This window comes from Rhizobium herbae, from assembly GCF_019511375.1.
Taxonomy (GTDB): Bacteria; Pseudomonadota; Alphaproteobacteria; order Rhizobiales; family Rhizobiaceae; genus Pararhizobium; species Pararhizobium herbae_A.
On record NZ_JAEUAO010000006.1, the window covers coordinates 237928 to 252703 of the forward strand.

General features: G+C 59.1%; 14 protein-coding genes and 1 pseudogene. 4 read left to right on the plus strand and 11 right to left on the minus strand.

What is annotated here, in order from left to right:
- Positions 1-81 precede the first annotated feature (81 nt).
- From JNB71_RS21855 to JNB71_RS21890, 8 genes and pseudogenes are all read right to left on the minus strand, one after another.
- Positions 82-1125, minus strand: coding sequence for a tartrate dehydrogenase (locus JNB71_RS21855; protein ID WP_220373881.1), 1044 nt, complete (start codon positions 1123-1125; stop codon positions 82-84).
- Positions 1122-2597 carry an aldehyde dehydrogenase family protein gene (locus tag JNB71_RS21860; protein ID WP_220373882.1) on the minus strand — a complete coding sequence of 492 codons (1476 nt, stop codon included), beginning with the start codon at positions 2595-2597 and terminating at the stop codon, positions 1122-1124. The genes JNB71_RS21855 and JNB71_RS21860 overlap by 4 nt, the downstream gene beginning before the upstream one ends.
- 105 nt (positions 2598-2702) lie before the next feature.
- Positions 2703-3056 carry a cupin domain-containing protein gene (locus JNB71_RS21865; RefSeq protein ID WP_220373883.1) on the minus strand — a complete coding sequence of 118 codons (354 nt, stop codon included), beginning with the start codon at positions 3054-3056 and terminating at the stop codon, positions 2703-2705.
- 27 nt (positions 3057-3083) lie between these two features.
- Positions 3084-4007: a 2-hydroxyacid dehydrogenase gene (locus tag JNB71_RS21870; RefSeq protein ID WP_220373884.1), complete on the minus strand. Its 924-nt coding sequence runs from the start codon at positions 4005-4007 to the stop codon at positions 3084-3086.
- Between the two features lie 9 nt (positions 4008-4016).
- On the minus strand, positions 4017-5141 hold the full coding sequence (gene argE / locus JNB71_RS21875; protein ID WP_220373885.1) for an acetylornithine deacetylase: 1125 nt from the start codon (positions 5139-5141) through the stop codon (positions 4017-4019).
- 254 nt (positions 5142-5395) lie between these two features.
- A complete protein-coding gene (locus tag JNB71_RS21880; RefSeq protein ID WP_220373886.1) occupies positions 5396-6370 on the minus strand; it encodes a threonine/serine dehydratase in 975 nt (324 codons plus the stop codon).
- A 159-nt stretch (positions 6371-6529) separates the two neighbouring features.
- On the minus strand, positions 6530-7525 hold the full coding sequence (locus JNB71_RS21885; protein WP_220373887.1) for an ornithine cyclodeaminase family protein: 996 nt from the start codon (positions 7523-7525) through the stop codon (positions 6530-6532).
- Between the two features lie 54 nt (positions 7526-7579).
- A pseudogene (locus tag JNB71_RS21890) lies at positions 7580-7828 on the minus strand (aldehyde dehydrogenase family protein); the annotation flags it as partial.
- A gap of 503 nt (positions 7829-8331) precedes the next feature.
- Between JNB71_RS21890 and JNB71_RS21895 the strand changes: the two are divergent.
- From JNB71_RS21895 to JNB71_RS21910, 4 genes are all read left to right on the plus strand, one after another.
- Positions 8332-9207, plus strand: a complete 876-nt coding sequence (locus JNB71_RS21895; RefSeq protein WP_220373889.1) for a GNAT family N-acetyltransferase — start codon at positions 8332-8334, stop codon at positions 9205-9207.
- 411 nt (positions 9208-9618) lie between these two features.
- A complete protein-coding gene (locus JNB71_RS21900; RefSeq protein ID WP_220373890.1) occupies positions 9619-10287 on the plus strand; it encodes a haloacid dehalogenase type II in 669 nt (222 codons plus the stop codon).
- Between the two features lie 144 nt (positions 10288-10431).
- The gene (locus JNB71_RS21905) at positions 10432-11562 is read left to right on the plus strand and encodes a phosphotransferase enzyme family protein (RefSeq protein ID WP_220373891.1); all 1131 of its coding nucleotides are present in this window, start codon (positions 10432-10434) and stop codon (positions 11560-11562) included.
- A 20-nt stretch (positions 11563-11582) separates the two neighbouring features.
- Positions 11583-12935, plus strand: coding sequence for an aspartate aminotransferase family protein (locus tag JNB71_RS21910; protein ID WP_220373892.1), 1353 nt, complete (start codon positions 11583-11585; stop codon positions 12933-12935).
- An 81-nt stretch (positions 12936-13016) separates the two neighbouring features.
- Here JNB71_RS21910 and JNB71_RS21915 read toward each other — a convergent pair whose 3' ends face one another.
- The 3 genes from JNB71_RS21915 to JNB71_RS21925 form a co-directional block, all read right to left on the minus strand.
- Positions 13017-13493: an Lrp/AsnC family transcriptional regulator gene (locus JNB71_RS21915; RefSeq protein WP_220373893.1), complete on the minus strand. Its 477-nt coding sequence runs from the start codon at positions 13491-13493 to the stop codon at positions 13017-13019.
- A 283-nt stretch (positions 13494-13776) separates the two neighbouring features.
- A complete protein-coding gene (locus JNB71_RS21920) occupies positions 13777-14061 on the minus strand; it encodes an acylphosphatase (protein WP_220373894.1) in 285 nt (94 codons plus the stop codon).
- A 118-nt stretch (positions 14062-14179) separates the two neighbouring features.
- Positions 14180-14731, minus strand: a complete 552-nt coding sequence (locus JNB71_RS21925) for a glutathione peroxidase (RefSeq protein ID WP_220373895.1) — start codon at positions 14729-14731, stop codon at positions 14180-14182.
- Between the last annotated feature and the right edge of the window lie 45 nt (positions 14732-14776).

The window sequence follows — 14776 nt, forward strand, 5'->3', positions numbered from 1 at the left end:
CCGAGTTTGCCGCGCTTGCTGCCGCAGCCGGAGCCAGTGGAATAGGTCCGCGGATGCCGACGAAAGAACTCACGCGGCCCCTCAGAGAAGACGCTCGAGCACTGCCCTCGCGATCGTCTCGGTCTTGTCTCTTCCGGGAATGATGCCGATCCCGGCCTTCGTCGTCGCTTCGATGGCGGACACCATGCGGGCGGCAGCCGGCGTCTCTCCGAGGTGCTCCAGCATCATCGCGCCCGACCAGATCGCGGCGATTGGATTGGCGATTCCAAGATGGGCGATGTCGGGCGCGGATCCGTGGACCGGTTCGAACATGGACGGCGCTGAGCGATCAGGATTGATGTTGGCGGACGCCGCAAAGCCCAGCCCACCCTGGATGGCGGCACCGAGATCGGTGAGGATATCGCCGAACAGGTTGGAAGCGACAACGACGTCGAGCGATTCCGGCGCCATGACCATGCGCGCCGCCATCGCGTCGATGTGATAGCTCGTCACCTCGACATCTGGATATTCGGCCGCCAGCCTTCGCGTGATCTCGTCCCAAAACACCATGGAATATTTCTGGGCGTTGGATTTGGTGACCGAGGCCAATTTACCGCGCCGCATGCGAGCCTGCTCGAAAGCGAAGCGCAGGATGCGTTCGACGCCTTTTCGGGTGAAAATGGAGGTCTCCACCGCCACCTCGTCAGCTGTCCCCTGATGGATTCGGCCGCCAGCGCCGGAATATTCGCCCTCTGTGTTTTCGCGGATGCAGAGAATGTCGAACGCACCGCTTTTCAGCGGACCCGAGACCCCTGGCAGCAGCCGGTGAGGGCGAATATTGGCATATTGTGTGAAAGCCTTGCGGATCGGCAGCAGCAGCCCGTGCAGCGAAACTGAGTCCGGCACTTCGGCCGGCCAACCCACGGCGCCGAGCAGGATCGCATCGAAGCGACTGAGTGTTTCGATCCCATCCGTCGGCATCATGGCGCCGGTCTGTTTGTAGAAGTCGCAGGACCAAGGAAAGGCCGTCCCTTCAAGCGAAAAGCCTGACGTCTTCGCCGTGGCCTGCAGCACGTCCCAGGCGGCCTCGGTGACCGGGTTGCCGATGCCGTCCCCCGGCAGTAGCGCGATGGAATAGGTCTTCATGTCTGATCCTGGAGGTTGATGAGCACACTCTTGCTCTTGCGGTTGGCATGATAGGCTTCGCGGCCGAGATCCTTGCCGATACCCGAACGCTTGTAGCCGCCCGTCGGCAGGATATGGTCGCGGGAGCGGCTGTAGCGATTGACCCAGACGGTGCCGGCCTGCAGCCGGCGCGTCATGCGGATGGAGCGGTTGAGATCGCGGGTGAAGAGACCCGCCGCCAGCCCGTATGAGGGGTGATCGGCCAGTGCGAGCGCCTCTTCCTCATCGGCGAAGCTCTGCACCGTCAGCACCGGCCCGAAGATTTCCTCTTTGACCGCAGGGGAGGCCTGGTCGACATTCGACAGCAGCGTCGGAGCATAGAAATAGCCTTCCCGCTCGAGGCGTTTGCCGCCGGCAAGGCATTCGGCGCCGGCGTCGCGCGCCGCACGCACGATCGCGTGGATGCGATCGATCTGACGCTCGGAAATGATTGGCGAGTAGTTGGAGCGCTCGTCCCAGGTTGGGCCGGGCTCGATCGTTGCCATTCGAGCGAGCAGGGCGGCGACCAGCGGCTCCATCGCAGCTTCCTCAACGAGGACCCGAGAGCCCGCGACGCACGCCTGTCCGGCGTTGGAGAGGATGCTGTTTGCGATCGCATCGGCGGCAAGCATCAGATCGGTGTCGGAAAAGACGATTTGCGGACTCTTGCCGCCGAGTTCCAGTGTCATCGGCTTGACGCCTGTCCTGGCAATATTCGCCATGATCGCGGAACCGGCCCCCGTCGAGCCGGTGAAGCTGATCTTGCCGATATCGGGATGGCCGGTCATCGCCTGGCCCGTGGTCTGCCCGTCGCCAAGCACGATGTTGATGAGACCTTCCGGAATGCCGGCGCGGACGGCAAGTTGAGCGAGATAGAGCGTCGAAAAGGGCGTCATCTCCGAGGGCTTCAAGACAATGGCATTTCCTGCAGCAAGTGCCGGACCCAGTTTCCAGCCCGCCATGGAGAGTGGGAAATTCCATGGCGTGATCGCCCCGACGACGCCATAGGGCTCGGTCATGATCATGCCGAGGCTTAAGTCGTCCGTCGGCACGAGGTCGCTGCCTTCCTTGTCGGCGAATTCGGCGAAGAAGCGTATCTGCTCGGCAGTGACCACGACGTCGCCCTGCATCAGCTGGGCGATCGGGCGCGTGGAGGAGACGGCTTCTAGGCGGGCAAGGGTTTCGCCTTCAGCCTCGATCAGGTCCGCCCAGCGATGCATTGCATTCGTGCGCTCGCGAGGGCGCCGGGTGGACCAGCCGCTTTCGCGAAGCGCCGTCTTCGCAACCGATACGGCCTGATCGACGAGGTCAGCGTCGGCCACGGGGCAATCGGCGTAGGCGATGGCATCGGACGGGCGATGCATGGGCAGCACGCCGTTGGCACCGATATAGCGACCGCCGATGAAATGACCTTTCGGCAACTCGATTGTGTCGGGATTGAAGCTCAGAGCCATGGCCGTGTCCTTGCTGATGATAGGGCCGAGACCACACGAGGCCTTATGCGACTATTTCTGTCCATAGGGCTCGTGTGTTACTCGTGGGACTGGTCGGTGGTGCGGTTACATCACCGCCACATAGATCTTCCTGACGGTTTCGATGGTGCGCCATGTGCCGGTGAAGCCCGGCTTCATAACAAAACTGTCGCCTGCCTTGTAGGTAACCGGTTCGCCGTCATCCGGTGTGAGCTCAACGACGCCTTGGAGGATATGGCAGAACTCGAAGGTCTCGCCCTTGATCGAGCGGGTGAGGCCTGGCGTTGCTTCCCAGACACCGGTATGGACGAGTCCATCGCGTGCCACATCCTGAGCCCAGGTCTTGAACGAGGGGTCGCCGGAGATTAGCCGCTCCGGAACCGGTTTGGATTCGCGCGGGGCCTCTGTGCTGTTCGGTTCGATGGTCTTGAGTAGGGACATGGTTTCTCCTTTGTGTCCTGCTGTGGTTCAGTAGCCGCGGTTCGGGTCGACCAGTCCGATCGGGTCGAGGCCGTCGCGATGACGCCGGATGTTTTCGATGACCGAGCGGGCTGCGGTTTCAGGCTGGGTCACGCTGGCGATGTGGGGCGTGAGCATGATCTTGGGGTGGCACCAGAACGGATGCTCAGGTGGCAAAGGCTCCGGTTCGGTGACGTCGATCACCGCGCCCGACAATTGATTCATATCGAGCGCACCAATAAGCGCCTCGTGATCGAGCTGCGCGCCGCGGCCGACATGGACGAGTGATGCGCCGGGCGGCAGTGCCGAGAAGAGCCGCGTATCGAGAATGCCGCGGGTCTCCTCCGTGAGCGGGAGGAGGCATACCAGAATGTCGGTCTCGCCGAGAAAGGACGCCAGCGACTCGGCGCCGTGATAGCAGCGCACGCCTTCGATCTGGCGCGCAGAGCGGCTCCAGCCCGAGAGCGGAAAGCCGAATGGCATCAGCCGTTCGATGACCGCTTGGCCGAGCATGCCGAGGCCGAGCACGCCGATCCGGCGGTCTGCGGCCTGTCGGGCGGGCAGGGCCTGCCATTTGCCTTCCGATTGCTGCGCCAGATAGGCCTTGAGATTGCGGTGAAGCGCCAGCACGGCAAGCGTCACATATTCCTGCATCATGCGCACGATGCCGTCCTCGACCATTCGGACGAGTTTGACTTGGGGCGGAAGGTTCGCGATCCGGAACTGATCGACGCCGGCGCCGATGGAGAAGACGATTTCCAGGTTTTTGAAGCGGTCGAGATCTCGCGGTGCGGTCCATGTCAGGACGTAACGGATATCATCGGGATCGGCGTGCTCCGCATCCATGACGAAGGGTAGATCGGGCAGATCGCGCGCGAAGGCTTCGGCGAAGATGCGCCCTCGCTCTCGATCGGAATTGAACCAGAACGCCATTGAGATGCCTCAGCTTCGGAGTGTTTCAGCGAGCCGCTCGATCATCGCCTGACACGCGGCCAGTTCGTCGACGCGGATGAATTCGTCGGCGCGATGGGCCCGAGCGATGTCGCCGGGCCCGCAGATGATCGCGTCGATGCCGGCAGCCTGGTAAAGCCCCGCTTCCGTGCCGTAGCTCACCGCCGCCAGTGTTTCGGCCCCGGTCAGTTCTTCCAGCAGCCTAGCAAGCGGCGCATCGGCGGCTAGCGACAACGCCGGGTAGCTGCTCTGAAGTTCCCACTTTGTCTGAAAGCCTTGCTGCTCCAGCGCGAGTGCGGCAAGCCTAACCGGCTCGAGGAGATCGACGGGTGCGTCGCCCGTTATCGCCCGAGCCTCGATTTCCGCCGTAAGGCAATCCGGAATGATGTTCACGGCTTGCCCACCAGACACAGTTCCGACCTGCAGCGAGGAATAGGGTGGCTCGAAGCTCGGGTCCAATCTGCTGCTCTGCAGAGCCTCTCCGGTACGAACGGCGGCGAGCAGGACGCAGGCGAAGGCATGGATCGCATTCAGGCCTTGATCGGGCCGCGACGAATGGCCGGAGCGTCCGCAGATCTCAACTCTCGCAGCGGCCTTGCCCTTGTGGGCACGGACAGCGCGCAAGCCACTGGGCTCGCCGATGATCGCGCCGATCGGCTTGGCGCAAAGGTCGGGCAACCGGCGGATCAGGTGAGGAACCCCCTGGCAACCGGCTTCCTCATCATAGGAGAATGCAAAATGGACTGGGCGTGCGAGCGGCATGTCGGCGATTGCGGGCAGTGCCGCCAATGCGGCAGCAAGGAAGCCCTTCATGTCGCTCGTGCCCCGGCCGAAGAGCAGATCGCCGTTCGCCCGCAGGCGGAAGGGATCGGACGTCCATGTCGGCTCCAGCGCTGGAACGACGTCCATATGTCCGGAGAGAATGTAGCCGGGCACATGATTGGGACCGACCGTTATGAAGAGATTGGCGCGATCGCCTTCCGGTCCCGGCAACACAGTCACCATGGCACTACAGCGCTCGGCATAGTCCCGGATCCATGCAACGATCCCGTCATTTGCCGTGCCGACAACGGAGGGAAACCCGACCAGCCGGTCGAGTATTTCCGTGGCGTTCATCGCAGGTCTCCTTGAAGTAACTTTCGAGGCGGCGCTCTGATCTCCACATTACGTCCTGGGTGGAACTTTTTCTGCCGAACGCTCTATCTCAAGCAGCAAATTCTATTGAATCCGCCCGCCTCAAAGCAGAAAGTTTCGTGCACATGCCCCGGAACGAGGGACCTGTTGTGTTTCGGGAGCGTGCTACCTGCATCATGCCGGTGAGATCCAGCTCTTGCAGGCGCCATGCGCATCCAACGAGTACGACAAGCAGGTCATTCCGAGCCGACCTTGTATATCTCGGCAAGATCCGCCAGGTTCCAATTGCCACCGCTCAGCACCGCGCAGACCTTTTCATCCGACCGGACTTTTATGGAGCCCGCGAGCAGGGCCCCGATGCCGATCGAAGCCGCCGGCTCCGCAACCAGCTTGGCATCCTTTGCAAGTGCGCGCATGCCCGCGATGATGTGCTCGTCTCCGACGAGAATGATTTCATCGACGTATTTTTCAATTATTGGATACGGGTTCTGACCTGGAACACTAATTCTCAGGCCGTCCGCGATCGTATTTTTCAGTGGCAACGAGGTGCGCTGCCCGTTGATCCGGCTCTGATGGTATTTCGGCGTCAAAGCAGGCTCAGCACCGATGACTCGAACCGACGGTTTGGTTTCTTTGATGGCGGTCGCAATTCCCGAGATCAGGCCTCCACCGCCCAAGGGAACAATGACCGTCTCGACGTCATTCAAATCCTCCAGAATTTCACAGCCGATTGTGCCCTGACCGGCCATGACCAGCGGGTCTTCAAAGCCGTGGACGGTCGCGTAGTTGTTCTCTTCGGCGATTTCATAGGCCCGCTTCCATCTCGCGGCGGTGTCGCCATCAAAGACAATGACCTCAGCGCCCAATGCTTCGGTATTGGCAATCTTGATCTTGGGCGTAGTGGCCGGAACAATTATGACGACCTTCACACCGAGCATTCGAGCCGCATATGAGAGCCCTTGGGCATGATTGCCTGAGGAACTGGCAATGACGCCGTTTGCGATGACTTCTCGCGGCAGCGAAAGCATCTTGTTGAGAGCGCCGCGAATTTTGAATGCGCCGGTAATCTGCAGCGTTTCGGGTTTGAGATAGAGCTGACAACCCGCGGCCTTTTCGATCTTGTCAGCGCGCAGCAACGGCGTGTGTCTGATATGCGGTGCCAATCGTTCGCGGGCTTCACGAATGTCCTGAATGGTCGGATGGTCTAGCATGGTGCTCGCCTCAGTGTGTTAGAGCTCGGGTTTTCCTGACGGAAAGGAAAGGATCGCCCGGAAGATTGATTTGTCTTTCGGCGTCGGACTGCGAGTTAACGGCGTGCCCGCCCGTGCTGGAACCTTCCCTTCCAGCCGTTTTGCCAATAGCCGTCCGGGTCAGGACTCGAAGAATTCGAATAAAGCCCCCACACCTCTTTTTACGGCATTGCTGTAGATCTTCGACGCGGTTGTGTTGTCCTGGATCGCCATTCCAGTAGAGTCGAAAATCGTCACTTCTTGATCGTTTTCTCTTCCCGGCTTATTGCCGAGTAGTAGCTCACCGATTTCGCCGTGGATGCCATCCTTGGTCATGATTTGCCGGTCCAACGGATGCCATGTCTCCCCCTTCTCGCTGCATTGCGCGATCGAGTCGACGACGACTTTGGCATTTCTGAATATCTCTGGATCCAGTTCCTGTTTGCCCCGCTGATCAGTGCCGATCGCGACGATATGCGTGCCGGGCCTTACCCAATCGGCTTCCACCAGCGAGCCTTTGCCCCGCGTCGTCGTAATCAGGATATCGGCCTGCTCGACTGCATCCCTCTTGGAAGACGCAATGACGACGGGAATGCCGAACTCGCTCTCAATATCGGATTTGTAACGGGAAAGCGTATCCGCGCTGTTGTCCCACGCATGGATCTCTTCGATATTCATGACCTCGCGGATCGCGCGGATCTGCATTCTGGCCTGATTTCCGGTTCCGATGAACGTGATCCTTCGAGCGTCTTTCCTCGCGAGCACTTTTACGGAAACGGCGCCAGCCGCGCCCGTTCGCAAGCCCGTGATCAGGCTTCCGTCCATAACGCAAATTAGCGCCCCGCTTCTGGCGTCGAACAACAGAATGGTCCCCATCCCGCTCGGTAGGCCGAATGCAGTCGGATTGTCGGCAAACCCTCCCGACGACGTTTTCATTGAAATGAGTTGATTGGCTTTGTAGTGGCTGAGCTTGAAGTCGATTTCGCTACCGGGCGACGGGAGATGCATTCCGATATAATCGGGTTGCTCGACCTGACCGCTGTTGAAGGCCTTATAGGCCTCCTCCACGGCGCCGATCACATCCTTCATACTGATCAACTCGCGGACTTCTTCTTTCTTGAGAAGCAGAGTTTTCACGAACTTTCTCCCATCATTGGTACGAAGGCAAAAACGTTATACTGGCCCGCAAACTTAAGCCCGGCCATCGATATGGACGCTCTTCATCTGCGGGTATTGATCAATGCCTGCCTGAGCGCCTTCGCGCCCAGACCAGATTGCTTGTGCCGGCGAAGGGGCCACTTCGGTCGAGATCGCGCCAGTGTTGAAGCCGATCGTGCCGAATTTGGGCGCCTCGGCCGCGCGACAGGAGCGTTTCACGTTCTCGGTGTAGAGATAGGCTGCGAGGCCAAACAGGGTTCCGTTGACAATCGCGACCGCCTCCAAAACGCACTGACACAAACTGCCGAGCTCCTACCGATACATGCAGAGTGCTTTAAGATTGAAAGGAGATGCCCTTCGGCGGGCTCCTCCTGATAGCGCACGGACATGCCACGACCGAGTATCGGCTTCTCCTGCCGAACGAGTCACCGAATTACGCTGCAGCAACAGCATGAAATTCCAAAAGGCTAGGTGCGTTCAGCATTTCTTGACGCGCTGCAGAGCTGATTTATGCTGCAGTTTATGTGCGGCCACCGGGCAGTCTGTCGAACGTTGCTTTATCTAAGTTGAGCAAAGTTGCGTTGTCATCACCCGACGCTGAAGCAAATCGTGGCACACGGATTTCGTCCAGCCCAGCGCCGCAAATTTCAGGGGAAGATTTCGACTCCCGAGAGCAAATCAGTGAAAGATGCCGAGGCTGATGTGCAATCATGAGCTGATTGACGCTGGGCAGTAGCGTTGCCAAGGGCGTTCCACTGTCGACCAGGCGAAGGAGCTCAAATTCAATGCCGAAGTCAGTTCGACTTAAATCATTCGAGTTGGTGGCTCGGGAGATCAATGAGGTTGATGTCGGCTCGCTCCATGCCTTATCCGTGGCGGTCGGATGGCCACACCGTCCCAAGGACTGGGATTGGCTTCGCCAGTTCGGCCGGGGTATTGCGGTAGTAGACAGCATCGGGCGGGTTTTCGGGAGCGCCATGTGGTTCCCCTACGGCCAAGACGTTGCGATGATCGGCCTGGTGATTACCACCCCGCGCTCGCAAGCTCAGGGTAATGCGCGTTGGCTCATGGAGCAGGTGTTCGAAGAATGTCGCGGCAGAAATCTGTATCTCAATTCAACTCGTGCGGCCCACAATCTGTATGTCTCATTGGGTTTTGCAAACGAGGCGACGGTATGGATGCACCAGGGGACAGTTGCTTCCTCTCTGCCGAACTTGCCCGCTCCGAACGGTGATTTGATTGAAGCGGGGATCGATGCACTGGGGCAGATCATCGAACTTGATACCCAGGCGTTCGGTTGGAAGCGCGAGGAGCTGATCTCGGCACTAGTCCCGATTTCCAGCATCCAAACCCTCCGCCGCGATGGCAGGATCGTTGGCTATTCGATGTGCAGGGAGTTCGGCCGCGGCCATGTGATCGGCCCTGTGGTAGCAAGCAATGACGATGACGCGCTTCAGCTTATCGCGGTCCATCTACGGAATCTGAAAGGCCAGTTCGCGCGCGTCGACACGCGGGAAACAGGACCGTTGGTGAAGTTTCTACGCGCGAGCGACTTTCAAGTGGCCGAACGAGTTACGACTATGTCGCGGGGCCAACTCCTTTTGAACCGTAAGGCCGGCGAACCTTGGGTTTATGGCTTGGCTGGTCACGCACTCGGGTGAACCGCAGCCCATCCCCTGATGAGGGCATTGGTAGCTTATTCGGCTCATACACGCAGGAAGCCTGTGCAGAGGAGCCACGGAACGCCAGCTCTTGGATCGCTCTCGCTTCGACTGCCGACGCTCGAAATCGTCGGTATTCCCCGCTAGTCCCGTCTCGTCAGTTGCCGTTAGAGGCAGACCCCAATGGTTCCAACACGATGCGGTCAATTCCGACCTCGCGAACGGCTGCATTCGCTCGAGCAACTCAACTCAGGACAGGCGCAAATGCGAGACGCGGCGCCAGCGAAAGGTTGTGCGGGATTTGCGGCGACCGAAGAGACTTCTGCTGAAAGATAAAGCATTCCGGCACATTCTGCCAAACGACTGCAACTATGCTTCGTCCATGCCGTACAGTTCACAGGAGCCAAGGACATGGACCGCTTCAGGCCTAAATACGTAACATTCGACTGCCATGGTACGTTGATCAACTTTCAGATGGCGGAAGCCGCTCGGGATCTGTTCGGTCATCTTCTGGATGGGCCGCGCATGAACGAATTCATCAAGAACTTCCAGGCGTACCGAATCGATGAGGTTATGCAGGACTGGAAGCCCTACGCCGACGTTGTCCACAACGCCTTGGAGCGCACGTGCCGCCGCAACAAGGTGCAATTCCGGCCCGAGGACGCCGAAGCCATCTACAACCGCGTACCGACATGGGGACCGCATCCGGATGTGCCCGAAGGCCTGGCTAAGCTCGCCAAGGAAATCCCCCTTGTCATTCTGACAAATTCCATGGTGGCCCAGATCCAGTCGAACGTGGCAAAGCTCGGCGCGCCGTTTCATGCTGTCTACACTGCCGAGGAGGCAGGAGCCTACAAGCCGCACCTCAAGGCGTTTGAATATATGTTTGACATGCTCGGATGCGGACCGGAGGACATAACGCACGTGTCGTCGTCTTTCCGTCACGACCTCATGTCCGCCTATGATCTGGGCATAAAGAGCAAGGTGTGGGTCAATCGTGGCCATGAGCCGGCCAACCCCTATTATGAATACACCGAGATTCGCGATATTTCCCAGCTGCCCGGCGTTTTTGGACTCTGATTGAGTTAAGAGCGGTTCAGGGATGGCAAGCCCGCGCGAACCATTGAGCTATGCTGGAGTGCCTGCTCTGAGCTGGTCAGACTGGATCAGAGCACCCGACTTCGTAGCCCGAAAAACACCAGTGAACGGACGAGGATCATCAAATTGGGCGACCTTGGTGGACTTGCTGCCGATCAGGAGCTAGGCCGGCACAACACCTCTGCTGGTACGAGCTCCTGTCATCGGACGTGTGTAGCGGCGTCGACAGAAGCCTACTTTCGCGCCGCATCGGCGATTCTCTCTACGCCCCCGGACGAGCCGGAACCCGATATTTCGGCGACACTGCTCAAGCGACACTACGGACTGGAAGGATCGATCGCGGTCTTATCGTCTGAGGTCGAACGCACTTCTGAGGTCTCCCTGCAGGACGGCAGCAAACTGATCCTGAAGACGTCAACACGAAGAGAGGCGATCGACAGCTTCCGTTTCCAAAGCGCCGCCTTGGCGGCACTACAGAACAGCGCCGGATTTGCTGCACCCACACTTATCCCCACCAGTGACGGCGCATTGATGTTTGAGGAAGAGGGTATTAGTGGTTACCTGCAGACTCGAATTGAGGGCTTGTCTCTGCACAAGGAAACGCCCACACCTGACCTGCTCTCCCGTACTGGCAGCGCTCTCGGCCGGCTGGACCTAACGCTCGGGCAAGTCAACCTACCCGCAGCCGACCGCCCCGTTCTATGGCATGTCGGGTGCTGGCCACGGTTGATGGAACTTGAGGAATACTTACCATCCGGAAGCGTAGCCGCAAGCGTTCGCAGGGCAATGGCGGAATACATTCAAGTCATCGAGCCGCAGATCCCGAACTTGGAGTGGCAGGTTACTCATAACGATCCTAGTCCATTCAACACAATCGTTACCAGCGATGGTTTGGGCTTCATCGATTTCGGCGATGGCTGCTGGAGCCCAAAGATCCAGGATTTAGCGATCGCGGCAAGTCACGTCGTGACGGATCCGACTCTTCCTTTAGGCGGAGCCGAGCATCTCATTGCCGGCTATGCCGCGGTCCTTCCACTTTCCGCCTTGGAAGCAAGACTGCTGGTCGGACTCATGCGCGCACGTCAAAGCGCGCTGATACTGATAAATTACTGGCGCTCCCACCTCTTTCCGGCCGACGCGCAATACATCAAAAAGAATGTTGCTCGTGCCGAGCGCGGGCTAACCATCCTGGCGCCTCTTTCTGCTGCATCAGGCGAGGCGGCAGTCCTTGCGGCAATGTCACGGCCTTCGCCGTAACTCTCAGAGAGGTAGCAAACATGTCCACAGACCTTATGCCCAATCGCTACAGACCAGGTGAGTTTGACCTGCCAGCGCGCGAGGCCAAGCTGATTGCCCGTCGTGATGCAGTTCTGGGAGCATCTTATCGACTTCAATATCGACGGCCCGTGCATTTCGTTCGCGGCGAAGGCATGTGGCTTTATGATCCGGACGGGCGAGCCTATCTGGATTTCTATAACAACGTTCCCTCCCTCGGCCACTGCCACCCAGAGGTGAACGCGGCGATGGCCGACCAGGCTGCGCGAATTAGCGCCAACACGCGCTATCTCGAGCCAAGACTTGTCGACTATGCCGAGCGGTTGGTTGATACATTTCCAGAGGAGCTCAGCCGAGTAGTATTTACTTGCACCGGCAGTGAATCCAACGATCTGGCCCTGCGCATCGCACGCCTCGCGAGCGGCGGCGAAGGCGTGATTGTCTCCTCGTATGCTTATCACGGCACGAGTGCGGCTGCGGCTGCCGTTTCGCCGAATTTGGGCGACGCGGTAAAGCTTAGCCCGTTCGTGCGCATGGTTTCTCTGCCCGGTCCGGCAGGTATACCAGAATCGCAAGCCGCCGACTTTTTCGAGGCACAGGTTCGTTCAGCGATACGGGATCTGAACCGTCGGGGCATTGACGTTGCCGCCCTGCTCATCGACAGCATCTTTTCAAGCGACGGCGTGTGGGTGGATCCCCCCGGCTTCATTGCCGGCGGAGTTGCGGCGGTGCAGGATGCAGGCGGTCTCGTCATCGCCGACGAAGTTCAGCCGGGCTTCGGGCGAACTGGCACACATATGTGGGGCTTTGAGCGGCACGGGATCGTTCCCGATCTTGTAACTCTCGGCAAGCCGATGGGTAACGGGTTTCCGATTGGCGCCGTTGTTGGCCGCAAAGCTCCCATGGAGCGGTTTGGTGCCATCGCGCGGTATTCGAATACATTTGCCGGAAATACAGTGGGAATTGCAACGGCGGACGCCGTGTTGACAATCATACAACGCGACAGAATCCTTGAAAATGCGCTCGCGATGGGCCGGCGTCTCCGTGCAGGGCTGGAGGAAATGGCGAAGCAGCATCCGGCAATCCGTGCAACACGAAACGCCGGCCTCTTCATTGGCGTGGACATCGGGTCCGCAGAGACACCGAGCTCGGATCGGCGTGCGATGGCTTTGGACGTGGTGAATGCAATGCGGGACGACGGCGTGCTCATCAGTACCACCGGCGCGAATGAGGATGCGCTCAAGGTGCGCCCTCCACTGGTATGCCAGGCCGAGCATGTTGACCTCTTCCTGGCAACCATGGGCCGCGCACTCACCACGATCGGGGGGGAGGCCTCCAGCCAGGAACATGTGTAGGCGCAAGACCAACGCCGGCAAATAAGCAGCAACATGCCGCATGTAGACACATATACTGAGGTAGCGGTGACAGCTCGGCGATCACAACGGGAATAGGCTGGTCAGCGGCATGTGCGGCTTGACGATTGGCGACTTCAGCACCACGAAGCTGAAATACTTGTCGATGCCGATGTCCAGGTCTGTTAGCCGTTCCATGATGGTCTGGTACTCGCCGATCCCGGCGGTGACGAACTTCACAAGATAATCGTAGCCGCCGGAAACCAGATGGCACTCGATAACCTGTTCGACTTTCTCGATTGCAGCGAGGAAGCGGGCGAAATCGATCTGCCGGTGGTTCTTCAACGTGATCTCGGTGAAGACAGTCAGGGTCTGGCCGAGCTTGCCGACGTTCACCTGCGCCGAATAGCCGACGATAAAGCCTTCGGACTGCAGCTTCTTGACGCGCATCAGGCAGGGGCTGGGCGACAGATTGACCAGTTCGGCCAGCTCGACATTGGTAATGCGGCCGTTCTTCTGCAACTCGTAGAGAATCTTGATGTCGATCCGGTCAAGCTTCATGCAACGCCCCTGGCATTCACTTCCATATGCACAGCAGAAAATGCTGCATGGCCTGTCGTGAATATAGACGCATAAACACTGCCTGTCATCGTCCATGCCGGCTCCGCGGCCGGCATAAACTATGGCCGGCTCAGGAACGAACGAAATAAAATGCTACACTTGGTCGACCTCCGCCCTTATCACCCGGAACGCTTCAAAGGCACCGCCCGGGGCAAGTGGCGGATTTCTGAACAGGAGCAAAGTTTGGCGCGATTGCCCAAGTGGGCACCCGAAATGGTACCGCCTAATGCCTGATGATAAATTCTGACGGCAACTCGCCTGCGGGTGCTGGTTCGGTGTCGACCCGGGAAACGGCCGCGCCGAGCGGCCCGTCCCAGAATTGCTTCAACATGGTAGCGACCGCGCCAGCAGGCCCGGCGATCAAAGCGGTGACGGAACCGTCATTCTCGTTTCGAACCCAACCGGTCAAGCCGAGCCTTTGGGCCTGCTTGCGTGTCCAGACGCGGAAGCTGACGCCCTGTACTCTTCCCGATATGTGCACAAGTGTTGCCTTGCGACCATCCGTCATCGCCGTCTCCCATCAACACCGCCCTCGTGAATCTGGAACATTCGGAAGCGAATGCAAGCGTGTTTTCGTGTCGGGCGACAAGAATGGAAAAAGCAGTAGCAGCCCGTGCGTTTCGGATTCAGCCTTGTCGCGCCAGCTCTTTTTCGACTGCGGCAACGAGGCGCCGGTCGTCAGCGGTGACGTCCGGTGAAAACCGGGCGGCAACATTGCCGTCGCGGCCGATCAGAAACTTTTCGAAATTCCAGAGAACATCAATAGGATTGTCGGCTTCGACGCCATAACCCTTGAGCCGGTCGCGCATCGGCCCCTCGCCGATCGCTTCGGGTGCAAGGGCGGTCAGGCGGCGGTAGAGAGGATGGGTCCCCTCGCCCTTGACCGATATCTTCGCGAAGATCGGGAACTGCACGTCATAGGTGCTGGTGCAGAATTCGACGATTTCCGCTTCGGTTCCCGGCTCCTGCCCCATGAAATCGTTGGCCGGAAAGGCAAGAACGACTAGTCCTTCGTCGCGCTTTGCCTCGAAAAGCTTTTCAAGCTCCGCATACTGGACTGTCAGGCCGCATTTGGAGGCAACGTTGACGACAAGCATCACCTGTCCTCGAAAGTCCTCAAGTGTCGTCTGGCGTCCGTCAGCGGAATTGATGGGAATGTCCAGTAAGGATGATGTCACCTGTATTGCCCCCTCTCGTCGTGAACCAAAAAGCGGTTCACCGTC